Source organism: Arenimonas daejeonensis, assembly GCF_007993735.1.
Lineage (GTDB): Bacteria > Pseudomonadota > Gammaproteobacteria > Xanthomonadales > Xanthomonadaceae > Arenimonas > Arenimonas daejeonensis.
The window spans coordinates 556,235-570,579 of record NZ_CP042453.1 but is presented as its reverse complement, the minus strand read 5'-3'; the positions used below and the strand labels follow the sequence as shown (position 1 = coordinate 570,579).

The following is a 14,345-nucleotide window of genomic DNA, read 5'->3' as shown; positions in this document are numbered from 1 at the left end:
ACGAGTAATCTTGTGCTGTCCCTACGCGGCCGCGGGCCGCAGGAGTCCCCATGTCCGATCGCATCCATCCCGTCCCCGCCGGTTTCGAGGCCGCTGCCGCGCTCAGGCGCGCCGACTACGACCGCCTGTATGCCGAATCCATCGCTTCGCCGGATACCTTCTGGGGCCGCATCGGCCAGCGGCTGCAGTGGTCCAGGCCATACACGAAGGTCAAGGACACCAGTTACGACGTGGACGACTTCCACATCCGCTGGTTCGAGGACGGCGAGCTGAACGTCAGCGTGAACTGCCTGGACCGGCACCTGGCCGAGCGCGGCGACAAGACCGCCATCGTCTGGGAAGCCGACGACCCGGCCACGCCGTCGCGCCGGATCAGCTATCGCGAGCTGCACGCGATGGTCTGCAAACTGACCAACGCGCTGGAAGCCCTGGGCGTGGTCAAGGGCGACCGCATCACCCTGTACCTGCCGATGATTCCCGAAGCGGCGGCGGCGATGCTGGCCTGCGCGCGCATCGGCGCCATCCATTCCGTGGTGTTCGGCGGCTTCTCGCCCGACTCCATCGCCAACCGCATCGCCGACTGCGGCAGCAAGCTGGTGATCACCGCCGATGAAGGCCTGCGCGGCGGCAAGAAGATTCCGCTCAAGGCCAACGTGGACGAAGCCCTGCGCAAGCCGGGCACCAATACCGTGGAAACCGTGCTGGTGGTGCGCCACACTGGCGCCGGCGTGCCCATGCAGATGCCGCGCGACCGCTGGTACGACGCCGTGGTGGACCCGCAGCCGGCCACGCACGATGCCAAGCCCATGAACGCCGAAGATCCGCTGTTCATCCTCTACACCTCGGGCAGCACCGGCAAACCCAAGGGCGTGCTGCACACGACCGGCGGCTACCTGACCTGGGCCAGCTACACCCACGAGTGCGTGTTCGACCTCAAGGACAGCGATGTGTTCTGGTGCACGGCCGACGTCGGCTGGGTCACCGGCCACAGCTACGTCGTGTACGGACCGCTGGCCAACGGCGCCACCACGGTGATGTTCGAGGGCGTGCCGAACTTCCCCGATGCCGGCCGCTTCTGGCAGGTCTGCGACAAGCACCAGGTGACGATCTTCTACACCGCGCCCACCGCCATCCGCGCGTTGATGCGCGAGGGCGATGCGCCGGTGAAAAACATTCCCGCCAGTCCATCCGCCTGCTCGGCACGGTCGGCGAGCCGATCAACCCCGAGGCATGGGAGTGGTACCACCGCGTGGTCGGCGACGAACGTTGCCCGATCGTGGACACCTGGTGGCAGACCGAGACTGGCGGCATCCTCATTTCGCCGCTGCCGGGCGCCATCGCCACCAAGCCCGGTTCGGCGACCCTGCCCTTCTTCGGCGTGCAGCCGGCCCTGGTGAGTGCAGAAGGCCAGTTGCTCGAGGGCGCGACCGAAGGCAACCTGGTACTGCTCGATTCCTGGCCCGGCCAGATGCGCACCGTCTACGGCGACCACCCGCGCTTCATCGAGACCTATTTCAAGACCTATCCGGGCATGTACTTCACCGGCGACGGCTGCCGCCGCGACGCCGACGGCTATTACTGGATCACCGGGCGCGTGGACGACGTGATCAACGTCTCCGGCCACCGCATGGGCACGGCGGAAGTCGAGAGCGCGCTGGTGGGCCATCCGGCGGTGGCCGAAGCCGCCGTGGTCGGCGCGCCGCACGACATCAAGGGCCAGGGCATCTACGCCTACGTCACGCTGAAGGCCGGCATCGAGCCCAGCGACGAGCTGCGCAAGGACCTGGTGGCGCACGTGCGCCACGACATCGGCGCGATCGCCGCGCCGGACTGGCTGCAGTGGGCCCCGGGCCTGCCCAAGACCCGCAGCGGCAAGATCATGCGGCGCATCCTGCGCAAGATCGCCGAAGCCGGCCCCGAAGGCGTGGACCGCGCCGGCCTGGGCGACACGTCCACGCTGGCCGATCCGGCGGTGGTGGAATCGCTGGTGCGCGAGCGCCAGGTCCGCTGAACATGACCGTCACCGCCCGGACCATCCTGGTCGCCGACGACCATCCCTTGTTCCGGGAGGCGTTGAAGGGGGCGGTGGCGAAGTTGCTTCCGGGGGCGGCGTTGGTGGAATCGGAAAACGCCGAGTCGCTGTTCGCCAGCGCCGAAGCGCATCCCGAGGCCGACCTGCTGCTGCTCGACCTGAACATGCCCGGAGCGCACGGCTTCAGCGCGCTGGTGCACCTTCGCGCGGTGCAGCCGCAGCTGCCGGTGATCGTGGTCTCGGCGCGCGAGGAGGCGAACGTGGTGCGGCGCGCGCTCGAGCACGGCGCGGTCGGCTTCATCCCGAAGTCGTCCAGTCCGGCGGTGATCCGCGATGCGATCGCGACCGTGTTGGACGGCGGCACCTGGGTGCCGGCGCAGGCCGACCAGGCCGAGGGCCTGGCCCCGGAGGAAGCCGACATCGCCGCCCGCATCCGCGAACTGACACCGCAGCAGTTCCGTGTGCTGAGCATGCTGGGCAGCGGCCTGCTGAACAAGCAGATCGCGCACGCGCTGGGTGTGTCCGAAGCCACCGTGAAAGCGCACATGACCGCCGTGCTGCGCAAACTCGGCGCCAGCAACCGCACCCAGGCGGTGCTGATGGCGGGGCGCCTGGCGGTGGATCCGGCGGCCGTGTCCGACGTGGACGTGGCCTAAACTGAACAAGCCGATCCAGGTTCATTTTCTTTCTGCCTGAGACGGGCGCCCCTTCCCGCGGATATCACAGCGCCTTCCGAGCAGCGCCTCGATCTGGGCCTGGAACCTTGCGCTTCCCCACGCCTTCCCTTGCCGGGCACGGTCCCTGAGCTGCGCAAGTTCGGCCGGCGGTGTACCGATACCGACGAAGTCACGATAAATGGCGCAGCGCCGCGTGCGATCGGGCGACAGGGCCAAGTACGCGGAATGCGAACGGACCAGTGGATCGGGTTGGCCACGCGCATTGCAGTGATAGCTGGACCAACGGTACAAGTCGGGGGACGCCACCATTCCCGCCCGGACCGGATTGAGCTCGATGTAGCGCTGACATCCAAGAAGGTATGCGTCGGTATCGATCAGGCACGACTTGAACCTGCCCTCCCACAATGTGCCCGTGCGCATGTGGCAGCGATTGAAGTACCCCACGTAGCGTCGTCCAAGCCGCTGCATCATCAGGCTGGCGGCTCCCCTGGAGGTGGGTTGTGGCCAGCAAGTGCACATGGTTCGTCATAAGGACGTAGGCATGGATCTCGCAGCCATGCTGCTCCGCGCATTCGGAAAGTTCGTGCAGGTAGCGGATGTAGTCCCAGTCGCGGATGAAGCAGGGTTGGCGGTCCACGCCTCGCTGGATGATGTGCAGCGGAATGCCGGGTGCTTCGAGGCGTGGGGTTCTGGCCATGGACTGCGTGGCGGTGAAGTTTGCTGAAGGTAGTGCGCCACTGTGGCTTGGGCTGTCGGACAGGCCCCCGGTGTGTGTCAGAAATCCGCGCTCGGCCAAAGTGCCTACTGTCTCAGCCAGAAAGAAAATGAACCTGGATCGGCTTGTTCAGGCTGGATCGGCTTGTTCAGGCTCGGCAACCGCTATCCGCCCACGACGACCCGCCGCTGCTGCGCCGCCAGGAACGCCCGCAGGCTCGCCGGCTTCACCGGCTTGGTAAGCACGGGGATGCCGAGATCGCGAGCCGCACGCTTGAGCGCATCGCTGCCATCGGCGGTCACCAGCACGGCGGGAATGCGCGGCCCGCAGACGGCGCGCAGGGCCTGCAGCGCACCCAGGCCGTCGAGCTCGTCGTGCAGGTGGTAGTCGGCCACCAGCACGTCGGGGGTTTCCGCCTGTGCCAGGGCCAGTGCTTCGGCCACGGTTTCGGCCACGCGCACGTCCACGCCCCAGCGGGTCAGCAGCGCTTCCATGCCGTCCAGGATCTCGCGGTCGTTGTCCAGGCACAGCACGCGCAGGCCGGCCAGGTCGCGGTGCGCCGCCGGCGCGCGCGGCGGTTTCGACGGCGCCACCGTGTCGGCGATCGGCACCCGCATGCTGAACACGCTGCCGCGCCCCGGCCAGGAGCGCACGCCGATCGGGTGGTCGAGCATGCGCGACACGCGCTGGCAGATGCTCAGGCCCAGGCCCAGGCCGCGTTCGCCCCAGGGCGAGGGCTGGTCGAAGCGGCGGAACTCTTCGAAGATCTGCGCCAGGTGATGCGGCGGGATGCCCGGGCCGCTGTCCCAGACTTCGACCTCGACCCCGCCGCCGCGCCGCCGCGCACCGATGATCACCCGGCCTTCCTTGGTGTAGCGCAGCGCATTGGCCACGAAATTCTGCAGCGCGCGCCGCAGCAGGCGCCGGTCGCTGTGCACCGAAAGTCTGCTGGCGTGCACGCGGAACTTCAGCCCGCGCGTCGCTGCCAGCGGTGCGTACTGGGCGGCGACGCTGGCCAGCAGTTCGTCCAGCCGGAACACCGTCAGCTCGGGCTTCAGCGAGCCCGCGTCCAGGCGCGAGATGTCCAGCAGCCCGTCCAGCAGTTCCTCGGCGTCGCGCAGCGAGGCGTCCACGCGTTCGGCCAGCCGGTGCTGTTCGGCGCTTTCCTCGCTGTCGCGCAGGGCCGAAGTGAACAGGCGCGCGGCATTGATCGGCTGCAGCACGTCATGGCTGATCGCGGCCAGGAAGCGGGTCTTGGACAGGTTGGCGTCCTCGGCCTCGCGGGTGCGCAGTTCGACGCGTTGTTCCAGGGTTTCGTTCGACTCGCGCAGCGCCTGTTCCACCGATTTGTAATCGGTCACGTCGCTGTAGGTGGTGACATAACCGCCGCCCGGCAGCGGCTGCCCGCGCATCTCGATCACCTGGCCGTTGGCGCGCACACGTTCGAACACGTGCGGCGACCCCTGGCGCAGGTAGCTGACGCGCTTGCCAACCTGCCGTTCGACATCGCCCGGGCCCATCTCGCCACGTTCGGCGTTGTAGCGGATCAGGTCGGCCACCGGCCGGCCGACGTACAGCATGCCGTCCGGGTACTCGAACAGCTGCTGGTAACGCCGGTTCCAGGCCACCAGGCGCAGGTCGCGGTCCACCACGCTGACCGCCTGCGACAGGTTTTCCAGCGTGGCCGAGAGGATCTCGCGGTTGAAGCGCAGCTCGTGGCTGGCTTCGTCCAGCAGCGACATCACTTCGCCCAGCTCCATGCCCGAACCGCGCAGCGCGGTGGTCAGCGTCAGGCGCGCCGAGGCGGCGCCGATGGCGCCGGCGAGCAGGCGCTCGGTGAACTGGATCAGCACGCGGTCGGCCGGCGCGCCCGGCGCCAGCTCGCGGCCCAGGCCGGCGGCATGTTCGGCGAAGGCGCGCTGCGCGGCGCGTTCGCCCAGGATGCGCGAAGCCAGCGCCTGCAGGTCGCCTGCGGTCAGGCTGCCCTGCCAGCCGCCCGGCGAGGCCAGCGGCCGCTGCGCGTACGGGTCCAGGAAAGGCGTGGCGCGGATGCGTTCTTCCAGGCTGGGCCGGAAACGCGCCGACACCACCAGCAGCGCCAGCACGTTCATCAGCAGCGACCAGAACGTGCCATGCGTGATCGGGTCCCAGCCGCGCAGGCGGAACAGGCTTTCCGGTCGCAGCCATTCGATGCCGAGCGGGCCGACCACCAGCCAGCCGGTGTCGAACCAGCCCGCCCGGGTCAACGTGGGCAGCAGCAGCGTGTAGATCCACAGCGCGAAGCCCGCCACCAGGCCCGCCAGCACGCCGCGTCGGCTGGCGCCGCGCCAGTACAGGCCGCCGATCAGGGCGGGGGCGAACTGGCCGACCGCCGCGAACGCCAGCAGGCCGAACGCCGCCAGGCTGCCGCTGGCGCCGGCGCCGCGGTAATACGCATAGGCCAGCAGTGCGATACCGATGATGGCCACGCGCCGCACCCACAGCACGCGCCGGCCCAGGTGCTGGCGCTGGTCGGCGTCGGTCAGGCTGTCGCGCCACAGCAGCGGCATCACCAGGTCGTTGCTGACCATCGTCGCCAGCGCCACCGAGGCCACGATCACCATGCCGGTGGCGGCCGAGAATCCGCCCACGTACACCGCCAGCGCCAATGCGGTGTTGTCCATCGCCATCGGCAGCGCCAGCACATAGGTGTCGGGTGCCGCGCCGCTGCCGGCCAGCACGAACTGCCCGGCGGCGGTGATCGGCAGCACGAACAGGCAGATCACCGCCAGGTAACCGCTGAACAGCCAGCGCGCCCGCCGCACGTCGGCGACATCGCCGCATTCGACCACGGCGACATGGAACTGCCGCGGCAGGCAGACGATGGCGGCAAAGGCCAGCAGCGACTGCGCCACGAACCCCTGCGGGATGCCCGGCGCGACGAAATCCCGCGCCGCGCTCTGGAAACGTTGCAGCAGGTCCTCGCTGCCCGGCAGGTGGCCCAGCGCGAACACGCCCACGGCGACGAAGGCCACCAGCTTCACCAGCGATTCCAGCGCCACCGCCAGGATCATGCCGTGGTGGTGTTCGGTGGCGTCGATCTCGCGGGTGCCGAACAGGATCGCAAACAGCGCCAGCAGCAGCGCCACGTACAGCGCCGGATCGGCCAGCACGGCGCCGTTGCCCGAAGGCGTGCCCGACAGCACGTCGATGCTCATCGCCACCGCCTTGAACTGCAGCGCGATGTAGGGGATGGCGGCGATCACCGCGATCAGCGTCACCGTGGCGGCGATGCTCTGGGCGCGGCCGTAGCGGGCGGCCAGGAAGTCGGCGATCGAGACCGTGCTCTGTTCGCGCGCCACCAGCACCAGGCGTTCGAGGATGCGCCAGCCGAACACGAACAGCAGGATCGGCCCGAGGTAGATCGGCAGGAAACCCAGGCCCGACTTCGCCGCCGTGCCGACCGCGCCGTAGAAAGTCCAGGACGAGCAGTACACCGCCAGCGCCAGCGAATACACCAGCGGCCGCAGCCAGTCGCGGCCCGGGTACAGCGGCTTGCGGTCGCCGATCCAGGCCACGCCGAACAGCAGCCCGACGTAACCGACCGACACCAGCAGCAGGATCCAGCCTGGAATCACGGGCCCTCCTGCCGCGAATCCTGGGAAGGCCGAGTGTAGCGCCGGGGCCGCGCCGTGCGCGGCTACGACCAAAGTCGTAGCCGGGACGACCGGTCAGCGTGTTGGGGCCGGCTCGAAGTACGCCTTGGCGCCAGGATAGTCCACCACTACGCGGAAGTACTTCAGCCCCGAGCCGCCGATCGCACCCCAGGTTGGCCGGTCCATCCACTGCGCCATGTATTTCTGGAACGCGCCCGGCGGCTGTTCGGCGAACCACACCGGTCCCACGCGGTGCCCGGCGATCACGATTTCAGGCACTTCGATCATGCGCCGCTGCTGGTCGCCCTTGGCGTCGGCCTGCGCCAGTACGCGCCAGTCGGGATGGCGCTGCACCCAGCGCTCGAACTTCGCGTTCTCGATGAAGGAGGTGCCGATATGCGTGCCGGCCGGCAGGCCGAAGGCGGGACCGGAGGTGTCGGTCAGCGTGGCCGTGGCACCGGTGTCGAACAGCATGTCCAGCACTTCGCCGTCCACTTCCACGGCGACGGACGGGAAATGCGTCGTTCGTTCGCCGGCGTCGTTCACCTGGAAGCCGAGCGGCACGGCGGTGGCGTCTTTCGCGGGCGTGTGGCGTTCGAGCTTCGTCAGCCGCTGGCGCGGATAGTCGAAGTCCCAGATGCCGTCGGCGAACCAGCGGCCGCCCAGGAAACCGTCGCCGCCGTGCAGCAACGGGCCCTCGCCAGCCACCATCAGCCGGCCCTGCATGAAGTGGTTCGGTGCCGCGGGCAGCGCGCGGCAGGGATCGAACGACGGGTAATGCACCAGTGCCGCCGACTTGCCGTCCACGTCCATCGATTCGAAGGCCAGCCCGAGATCCATCGCCGTCTGTCTTGCGATCGCATTCCAGCCACCCCCGTGTCGGTGAAGAAGCGCAGCTCGCGGCCATCGACCTTCGGCGTCAGCCAGATCTGGTCGTGCACGAATTCCGCGGGCACCGGGTCGGCGCCTGCGGCGACGGTGGACCAGGCCAGCAGGCAGGCGGCGGCGTGGTGCAGGACTCGGGTCATGGCAACTCCGGAGCGCATGGTCACAGGAGCGCACAGGCTAGCGGTTGCCCGCAGGCCCATGCCAGCCATGCGACGGAAGGCGCGCAGGACCGCGCGGAACACCGTGAGGCGGCGACGGAACCGGTCAGCGGGTCACGCGGCGATATTCACCGTGCAGCCTCATCACCTTCTCGACGTAGTCCAGGGTCTCGGCATACGGCGGCACGCCTCCGTGCCGGTCCACGGCCTCCGCGCCGGCGTTGTAGGCCGCCGCGACCTTGCGCAGGTCCTTGGGATACCGCCGCATCAGGTCGCCCAGGTGGCGCGCGCCGGCCTGGATGGACTGGTTCGGGTCGAAGGGGTCGGTGACCTCGTAGGCGGCCGCGGTGTCGGGCATCAGCTGCATCAGGCCCTGGGCGCCCTTGGGCGAGACCGCTTGCGGGTCGTAGCCGCTTTCCACGTGCGCGATCGCACGCAGCCAGGCTTCGTCCACGCCGGTCAGCCGGGCGGCGGCGCGGAACTGATCGCGGTAGACGTCTGTGCGCGGCGGGCCGGGGTCGGCCAGGCCGGCATGTGCGGGCGAACCTGGCGGCGCCGGCACGGCGAAGGCCAGCACGCGGGTGGAGCCGGGCAGTTCGCGGGTGCTGTAGACGGTGCGGCCGTCCTGCTGGCGCTGGTACAGCACGCCGCGCTGCGCGCCCGGCACGCCCCACAGGTCGGGCAGCCTGGCGGCATTGGCGTCGTAGGTGATGGCCTGGCAGCGCGAGCCGGGTTCGGGCGCCGTGGCCAGGCTGACCGTGCCGTCGCGGGTGCAGCGGTAGACCGTGCGGGTCTCCGCCGGTGGCGGCGCGGCCTGGGACAGGGCCAGCAGGACGGCGAACAGGGTCATGGCGCGAGTGTAGTGGGTGTGCACAGGCGTGCGCGCCTGCGGCACATGCGCCCGCGTAGGGTCGTTGCGGCGTGGACAGCCGCGCGCCCGGCGGCCAAAATCGGCGCATGTCCGTCACCTGTTCCGCCGAACGCAGCCTGCCCTGCACCCCCGAAGTGGCGTTTGCGATGGCCACCGACCCCGACCGTTTCCCCGGGTTTTTCACCGGTTTCGGGCCGATCCCGGCCGTGCGCGGCATCCGCCTGCATTCGCAGCTCGCCGTCGGTAGCCAACGCCGCGTGCACAACGCCGACGGCACCGTGCTCAGCGAACGCATCACCGCGCACGACCCGCCGGTGCGCCACGCCTACACGCTCAGCGGCTTCCGCCCGCCGTTCGCCTGGCTGGTGGACAAGGGCGAGGCCAACTGGACCTTCACCGGCCACGAGTTCGGTTCGCGCGTGCGCTGGGACTACGAGTTCACGCTGGCGCGCGCGTGGCTGTGGCCGGTGGCGGCGCTGCTGCTGAAGCTGTTCATGGCCCGGGCGATGCACCGCTGCCTGAAGAACATGGCGCGTGCCCTGGTCGCGCCCGACGCCGAACCCGCCGGCCGCGCCTGATGGGCGAGTGGATCCTGCTGGCGATGGCCCCGGTGTTCCTGGGCTTCGTCGCCTGGGAGGCCTGGTATTTCCGGCGCCGCGGCCGCGACGCCTACAGCCTGCGCGACACGCTGAGCAACGCCGCGCTGGCGCTGATGCACCAGGGCGCCGACGCGCTGGCCTGGGCCGCGGTGATCGGCATTTACTGGTGGATATACCAGTACCGCCTGTTCGAACTGCCGACGGCGTGGTGGACGATCCTGCTGCTGTTCGTCGCGCAGGACTTCTTCTACTACTTCTTCCATCGGGCGCACCACCGCATCCGCTGGATGTGGGCCTCGCACGTCACCCACCATTCCTCGCCGCGGCTGAACTTCTCCACCGCGTTCCGGCAGAGCCTGACCTACCCGGTGTCGGGCATGTGGGTCTTCTGGCTGCCGCTGGCCTGGATCGGATTTTCGCCACCGCACATCGTCGCGGTGGTGGCGATCAATCTGGGCTTCCAGTTCTTCGTGCACACCGAAGCGGTCGGGAAACTGGGCTGGCTGGAGAAGGTGTTCAACACGCCTTCGCACCACCGTGTGCACCACGCGCGCAACCCGAAGTACATCGACCGCAACTACGCCGGCGTGCTGATCGTCTGGGACAAGCTGTTCGGCAGCTTCGTCGAGGAAGACCCGGCGGTGCCCTGCGACTACGGCATCGTCAAGCCGGTGCCTTCGTACAATCCGCTGGTGCTGACCTTCCACGAATGGCGCGACATGTTCCGCGACGCGGCGCGGCCGCAGCCCTGGCGCTCGCGGCTGGCACAGCTGTTCGGGCCGCCGGAACGCGCGCATGCGCAACGCGTCGAAGCCGATCCGGCCGAAGCCACGGCGGCGCCGGACGCACTCGTCCCACCAAGGTCGTACTGACGCCACCGCCGTGCCGTGGCAGGCTGGCGGCCATGACCGCCACGGTGCCCGGGCTGGACCTGGATTCGCCACCCTTCGACCTGCTCGACGCAGGCCAGAAGGCGCGCCTGTCCGCGGCCGTGGACCTGGGCTTCCATCCCGCCGGCACGCGCCTGATCGAAGCAGGCGCTGCGTCGGCGCAGGTTTACGTGGTGCTCAAGGGCAGCGTGCAGGCCAGCGATCCGCGCAGGCAGGGCGAGGACGCGCGTTTCGCCGACTACGGGCCGGGCGACCTGTTCGGCGCTTTCGCGGTGATCGCCGGACGCGCGCGCCACCGATACACCGCGTTGGAAGACACGCTGTGTTTCCTGGTTCCGGCACCCGTGTTCGAAAGCCTGCTGGCCGACAATCCGCAGTTCGCCGCCTATTTCCACGAAGCCCTCTCGGTGAAACGCCGCCTGCTGGCCGACCAGCAGCAGCCCGGCGAACTGGGCCGCATGATGCTGACCCGCGTGCGCGACGCCCAGCTGGCGCCGGTGCGCGAAGTCGCGCCCAACACGACCATCGCCGATGCCGCCGCGCAGCTGCGCGAACACCGCGTCGACTGCCTGCTGGTGGCCGGCGATGCCGCGGGCCCCGGCATCGTCACCCGCACCGATCTGCTGGACGCGCTGACCGCGCGCGGCCTGGACGGCCAGGCGCCGGTAGGCCTGCTGGCCAGCCGACCGCTGCGCGCCGTGCGCGGCGACGAAGTGCTGTTCCAGGCCCTGGTCACCATGACCGAACACCACATCGAGCGCGTGGTGGTGATGCACGACGGCGGCGCCATCGGCACCTGGGCATGGCCGAGGTGCTGGCGCACTACGCCAGCAGTTCGCACCTGATCAGCCTGCGCCTGGCGCGCGCGCAGACGCTGGAGGACATCGCCGACGCCGCCCGCGGCATGACCGACCTGGTGCGCCAGCTGCACGCCCAGGGCGCGAAGATGAGTTACCTGATGGAACTGGTGAGCGCGCTCAACAGCCGGGTGATGGCGCGCGTGTTCGAACAGGTGGTGCCGGAGGAATTCCGCGACCGCCTCTGCCTGCTGCTGCTGGGCAGCGAAGGCCGGCGCGAACAGATACTGAAGACCGACCAGGACAACGCCCTGATCCTGGCCGACGGCTTCGACTGGCCAGGCCTGCCGGCGGCGATGCAGCGCTTTTCCGAAGCGCTGGCGCGCATCGGCTATCCGCCCTGCCCCGGCCAGGTGATGGTCAACAACCCGCACTGGCGCCTGGACCAGACGGCCTGGCGCGAACGTTTCGCCCAGTGGTCGCGGGTGGCCGACGGGCAGACGTCGCTGGACCTGGCGATCGTGCTGGACGCACGCCCGGTGGCCGGCAACACCGCCTTGTACGAAAGCCTGCTGCCGTCGCTGCGCGCGCTGGGCAAGGACGCCATCCTGCTGCGTTACCTGGCGGACGCCACGCTGAGCAAGGGCAACCCGCTGACCTGGCGCGGCCAGGTGCGCGAGGCCGAGGGCCGCGCCGACCTCAAGCGCGGCGGCGTGTTCCCGCTGGTGCACGGGCTGCGCACGCTGGCGCTGAAACACGGCATCGCCCACCGCAACAGCTTCGACCGCTGCGCGTCACTGGTGGCGGCCGGTGCGATGGACGCCGAGCTCGGCCGCGACGTGCCGCAGGCGCTGGCGGTGCTGATGCGCCTGCGCCTGGGCCAGCAGTTGGCCGACCTGGACGCCGGCTGCGTGCCCGGCAACGGCGTGGACGTGGCCGCGCTGCGCCGGCTCGACCGCGAACTGCTGCGCGACGCGCTGCGCGTGGTCAACGGCTTCAAGGAACACGTGCAGTCCGAGTTCCACCTGGGGGCCTGAGATGCATCCGCTGCGGCGCTGGTGGCTGGCGAGGCGCCATGGTGACGGCGACTGGGGCGGTTTGTTCGCCGCGCCACCCGCGCGCGAATGGGTGTCGCTGGACCTGGAGACCACTGGCCTGGACACCGGCAGCGACGCGGTGCTGAGCCTGGCCGCGGTGCCGGTGCGCGGTGGCCGTGTGCGGCTGAGCGAACGTTTCGAACGCCTGGTGCAGCCGGGCCGCGACTTCGACATCGAGTCGATCCGCCACCATCGCCTGACGCCGACCGACGTCGCCGACGCGGTGCCACTGGCCCAGGTGCTGCCGGACTTCCTGCGCTGGCTCGGCCCACGCACCCTGCTGGGCCACCATCTCGCCTTCGACCTGGCCATGCTCGATCCGCACGTCCGTGCGCTCACCGGGTTTCCGCTGCCCAATCCGCGCGTGGAACTGGGCCAGGCCTGGCTGGAGCGCCGGCGATGGGAAACGCCGCAGGGCGACATCGACCTGTCGCTGGAGGCGATCGCCGCGGGTCTGGGCCTGCCGGTGCTGGCGCGCCACACCGCACTGGGCGACGCCACCGTGGTCGGGCTGGCCTGGCTGGCACTGTCCGCCAAGGCCTGATCCGCGCTACCTGCCGCAGTCGCGGAAGTACTGCGTATCCTGCACCTGGAACGGGCGGCTCAGCGCAGCGACAACACCCCGTCCGGGTCGGAATAGGGCGCGTGCCATAGCGGCGTCGGACGATGCTCCGAGCCGACCAGGATCGTGCCGGGCGTGGCGTGCAGAGCCATCGCCTCGGCCTTGCGCATGGCCGGCAGCGGCAGCGACTGCGGGGCGCGCTGCAGCACGATCGCCCAGTCTTCGTCGCCGTTGCGGCGCCACAGGTACAGCCCTGGTAAGTGAGCACGGCCAGCTCACGGCCGTCTTCGCTCAGATCCAGGCCGGTGACGGCGCCATCGATCGCATCGCGGCGCGGTGAACCGAGGTATTCGGCGGTCGCCGGCTCGGTCTCATCCCGCGCCGACAGCGGCACACGGTACAGGCGTGCGGGGCGGTCGCGTTTGCTCAGCACCAGTAATTCGGCACGGGCCTGGTCCACGGCGATGCCCTCGGCATCGCGCGGGCCGTCCGGATAACTGAAGCGCAGCGACCAGACGATGGGCGCGCGATCTTCATCGACGCCCGGCTCGGCCACCGCATGCACGACCACATGCCCGCGACGCGCGCGGTTGTCACCGACGTCGCCGATCAGCAGCCAGTCGCGCTCGGGCTGGCGCCAGCGCGCCAGGGTTTCGGTGTCGTGCAGCCAGGCGCCGGACACCTTCACCCTTCCGAGTGCCTGGCCCTGCAGGCCGACACGGTAGAGCCGGGCGAAACTGCCGCTGTCGTTGATGCTCCACAACACGCCCGGCTGGCGGTGCGACGCGACCAGGCCGCTCATCTCGCTCAGCGCGCGGTCCTGGACCGTGTGCGCGCCTTCTGGCACGTGCCCGCTGTCGGCACAGGCGACGAGCGCCAGTGCCAGCAGCGACGGGAGCCAGCGGCCAAGGCCCGGAGCGCGGGGCGTGTACATGCCCATCAGTCTTCGTTGTCGGCGCGTACGGTCACGATGCGGCCGTCGTAACCGCTGATGCGCAGTTCGACACGTTGGCCCCGGGCATCGTAGGCGTCGGCATCCCACAGCGCGCCGTCGCGGTCGACGTCGTGCACCTGCTGGTAACCGGCGCGCTCGAGCGATGCCAGCACCTGCGGCAGGTCGATGAGCGGGCGCGCGGAAGCGGCGTCGAACACCTCGCCATTCGCCGGGTCGATGGACACTTCGCCCCACAGGCCGTTCGCGCGGCGCACTTCGGCTTCCCACAGGCCGTCGTCGTACTCGAGCTCGCGGACTTCGGCGTATCCGGCGGCGCGCAGGGTGTCGGTGATCTCGTTCGGGCCGGCGGCGACGGCGGCGAAGGCGGTGTTGCCCAGGCCGGCCAGGACCAGGGCGGCGGTCAGGAGGGACTTGTTCATCGGGGAGGCTCCGTGGAGGCGTCGGATGACGCGGTGAGGGCCAGTTTCCG

Annotated in this window: 12 protein-coding genes and 1 pseudogene; 7 read left to right on the top strand and 6 right to left on the bottom strand. The window is 69.8% G+C overall.

Features of this window, described 5'->3' with window-relative positions:
* Positions 1–50: 50 nt before the first annotated feature.
* Positions 51–2,011: pseudogene (acs, locus tag FRZ33_RS02805) on the top strand (acetate--CoA ligase).
* A gap of 2 nt (positions 2,012–2,013) precedes the next feature.
* Entirely contained in the window at positions 2,014–2,688 is a 675-nt protein-coding gene (locus tag FRZ33_RS02800) for a response regulator transcription factor (RefSeq protein ID WP_146907490.1), read from the top strand.
* Positions 2,689–2,878: 190 nt separating this feature from the next.
* Here FRZ33_RS02800 and FRZ33_RS02795 read toward each other — a convergent pair whose 3' ends face one another.
* The 4 genes from FRZ33_RS02795 to FRZ33_RS02780 all read right to left on the bottom strand — a co-directional run bounded on the left by FRZ33_RS02795 (position 2,879) and on the right by FRZ33_RS02780 (position 8,955).
* Entirely contained in the window at positions 2,879–3,406 is a 528-nt protein-coding gene (locus tag FRZ33_RS02795; RefSeq protein ID WP_227978042.1) for a transposase, read from the bottom strand.
* Positions 3,407–3,588: 182 nt separating this feature from the next.
* On the bottom strand, positions 3,589–7,041 hold the full coding sequence (locus tag FRZ33_RS02790) for a hybrid sensor histidine kinase/response regulator (RefSeq protein ID WP_146907488.1): 3,453 nt from the start codon (positions 7,039–7,041) through the stop codon (positions 3,589–3,591).
* Positions 7,042–7,134: 93 nt separating this feature from the next.
* A complete protein-coding gene (locus FRZ33_RS02785; protein ID WP_146907486.1) occupies positions 7,135–7,899 on the bottom strand; it encodes a hypothetical protein in 765 nt (254 codons plus the stop codon).
* A 312-nt stretch (positions 7,900–8,211) separates the two neighbouring features.
* Positions 8,212–8,955: a lytic transglycosylase domain-containing protein gene (locus FRZ33_RS02780; protein WP_146907484.1), complete on the bottom strand. Its 744-nt coding sequence runs from the start codon at positions 8,953–8,955 to the stop codon at positions 8,212–8,214.
* 107 nt (positions 8,956–9,062) lie between these two features.
* Between FRZ33_RS02780 and FRZ33_RS02775 the strand changes: the two genes are divergently transcribed.
* The 5 genes from FRZ33_RS02775 to FRZ33_RS02755 are packed head-to-tail and all read left to right on the top strand — an operon-like array spanning position 9,063 to position 12,903.
* Positions 9,063–9,554: an SRPBCC family protein gene (locus tag FRZ33_RS02775; protein WP_146907483.1), complete on the top strand. Its 492-nt coding sequence runs from the start codon at positions 9,063–9,065 to the stop codon at positions 9,552–9,554.
* On the top strand, positions 9,554–10,447 hold the full coding sequence (locus FRZ33_RS02770) for a sterol desaturase family protein (protein ID WP_146907481.1): 894 nt from the start codon (positions 9,554–9,556) through the stop codon (positions 10,445–10,447). The genes FRZ33_RS02775 and FRZ33_RS02770 overlap by 1 nt, the downstream gene beginning before the upstream one ends.
* A 32-nt stretch (positions 10,448–10,479) precedes the next feature.
* On the top strand, positions 10,480–11,310 hold the full coding sequence (locus FRZ33_RS02765; RefSeq protein ID WP_158637065.1) for a cyclic nucleotide-binding domain-containing protein: 831 nt from the start codon (positions 10,480–10,482) through the stop codon (positions 11,308–11,310).
* Positions 11,268–12,299, top strand: a complete 1,032-nt coding sequence (locus tag FRZ33_RS02760) for a DUF294 nucleotidyltransferase-like domain-containing protein (protein ID WP_146907477.1) — start codon at positions 11,268–11,270, stop codon at positions 12,297–12,299. Before FRZ33_RS02765 ends, FRZ33_RS02760 begins: the two co-directional genes overlap by 43 nt.
* A 1-nt stretch (position 12,300) precedes the next feature.
* Positions 12,301–12,903, top strand: coding sequence for an exonuclease domain-containing protein (locus FRZ33_RS02755; RefSeq protein ID WP_146907475.1), 603 nt, complete (start codon positions 12,301–12,303; stop codon positions 12,901–12,903).
* A gap of 59 nt (positions 12,904–12,962) precedes the next feature.
* Here the strand turns inward: FRZ33_RS02755 and FRZ33_RS15045 are convergent, their stop codons facing one another.
* Both FRZ33_RS15045 and FRZ33_RS02750 read right to left on the bottom strand, forming a co-directional pair.
* On the bottom strand, positions 12,963–13,130 hold the full coding sequence (locus tag FRZ33_RS15045; protein ID WP_158637064.1) for a hypothetical protein: 168 nt from the start codon (positions 13,128–13,130) through the stop codon (positions 12,963–12,965).
* A 730-nt stretch (positions 13,131–13,860) separates the two neighbouring features.
* A complete protein-coding gene (locus FRZ33_RS02750; protein WP_146907473.1) occupies positions 13,861–14,295 on the bottom strand; it encodes a PepSY domain-containing protein in 435 nt (144 codons plus the stop codon).
* Positions 14,296–14,345 lie beyond the last annotated feature (50 nt).

What these genes read in the sequence shown, in the direction of transcription:
- FRZ33_RS02795 (WP_227978042.1), bottom strand. Translation starts at nt 3,406, where the DNA reads ATGGCCAGAACCCCACGCCTCGAAGCACCCGGCATTCCGCTGCACATC.
- FRZ33_RS02755 (WP_146907475.1), top strand. Translation starts at nt 12,301, where the DNA reads ATGCATCCGCTGCGGCGCTGGTGGCTGGCGAGGCGCCATGGTGACGGC.
- FRZ33_RS02765 (WP_158637065.1), top strand. Translation starts at nt 10,480, where the DNA reads ATGACCGCCACGGTGCCCGGGCTGGACCTGGATTCGCCACCCTTCGAC.
- FRZ33_RS02800 (WP_146907490.1), top strand. Translation starts at nt 2,014, where the DNA reads ATGACCGTCACCGCCCGGACCATCCTGGTCGCCGACGACCATCCCTTG.
- FRZ33_RS02760 (WP_146907477.1), top strand. Translation starts at nt 11,268, where the DNA reads ATGGCCGAGGTGCTGGCGCACTACGCCAGCAGTTCGCACCTGATCAGC.
- FRZ33_RS02775 (WP_146907483.1), top strand. Translation starts at nt 9,063, where the DNA reads ATGTCCGTCACCTGTTCCGCCGAACGCAGCCTGCCCTGCACCCCCGAA.
- FRZ33_RS02770 (WP_146907481.1), top strand. Translation starts at nt 9,554, where the DNA reads ATGGGCGAGTGGATCCTGCTGGCGATGGCCCCGGTGTTCCTGGGCTTC.
- FRZ33_RS02780 (WP_146907484.1), bottom strand. Translation starts at nt 8,955, where the DNA reads ATGACCCTGTTCGCCGTCCTGCTGGCCCTGTCCCAGGCCGCGCCGCCA.
- FRZ33_RS02785 (WP_146907486.1), bottom strand. Translation starts at nt 7,899, where the DNA reads ATGGATCTCGGGCTGGCCTTCGAATCGATGGACGTGGACGGCAAGTCG.
- FRZ33_RS02750 (WP_146907473.1), bottom strand. Translation starts at nt 14,295, where the DNA reads ATGAACAAGTCCCTCCTGACCGCCGCCCTGGTCCTGGCCGGCCTGGGC.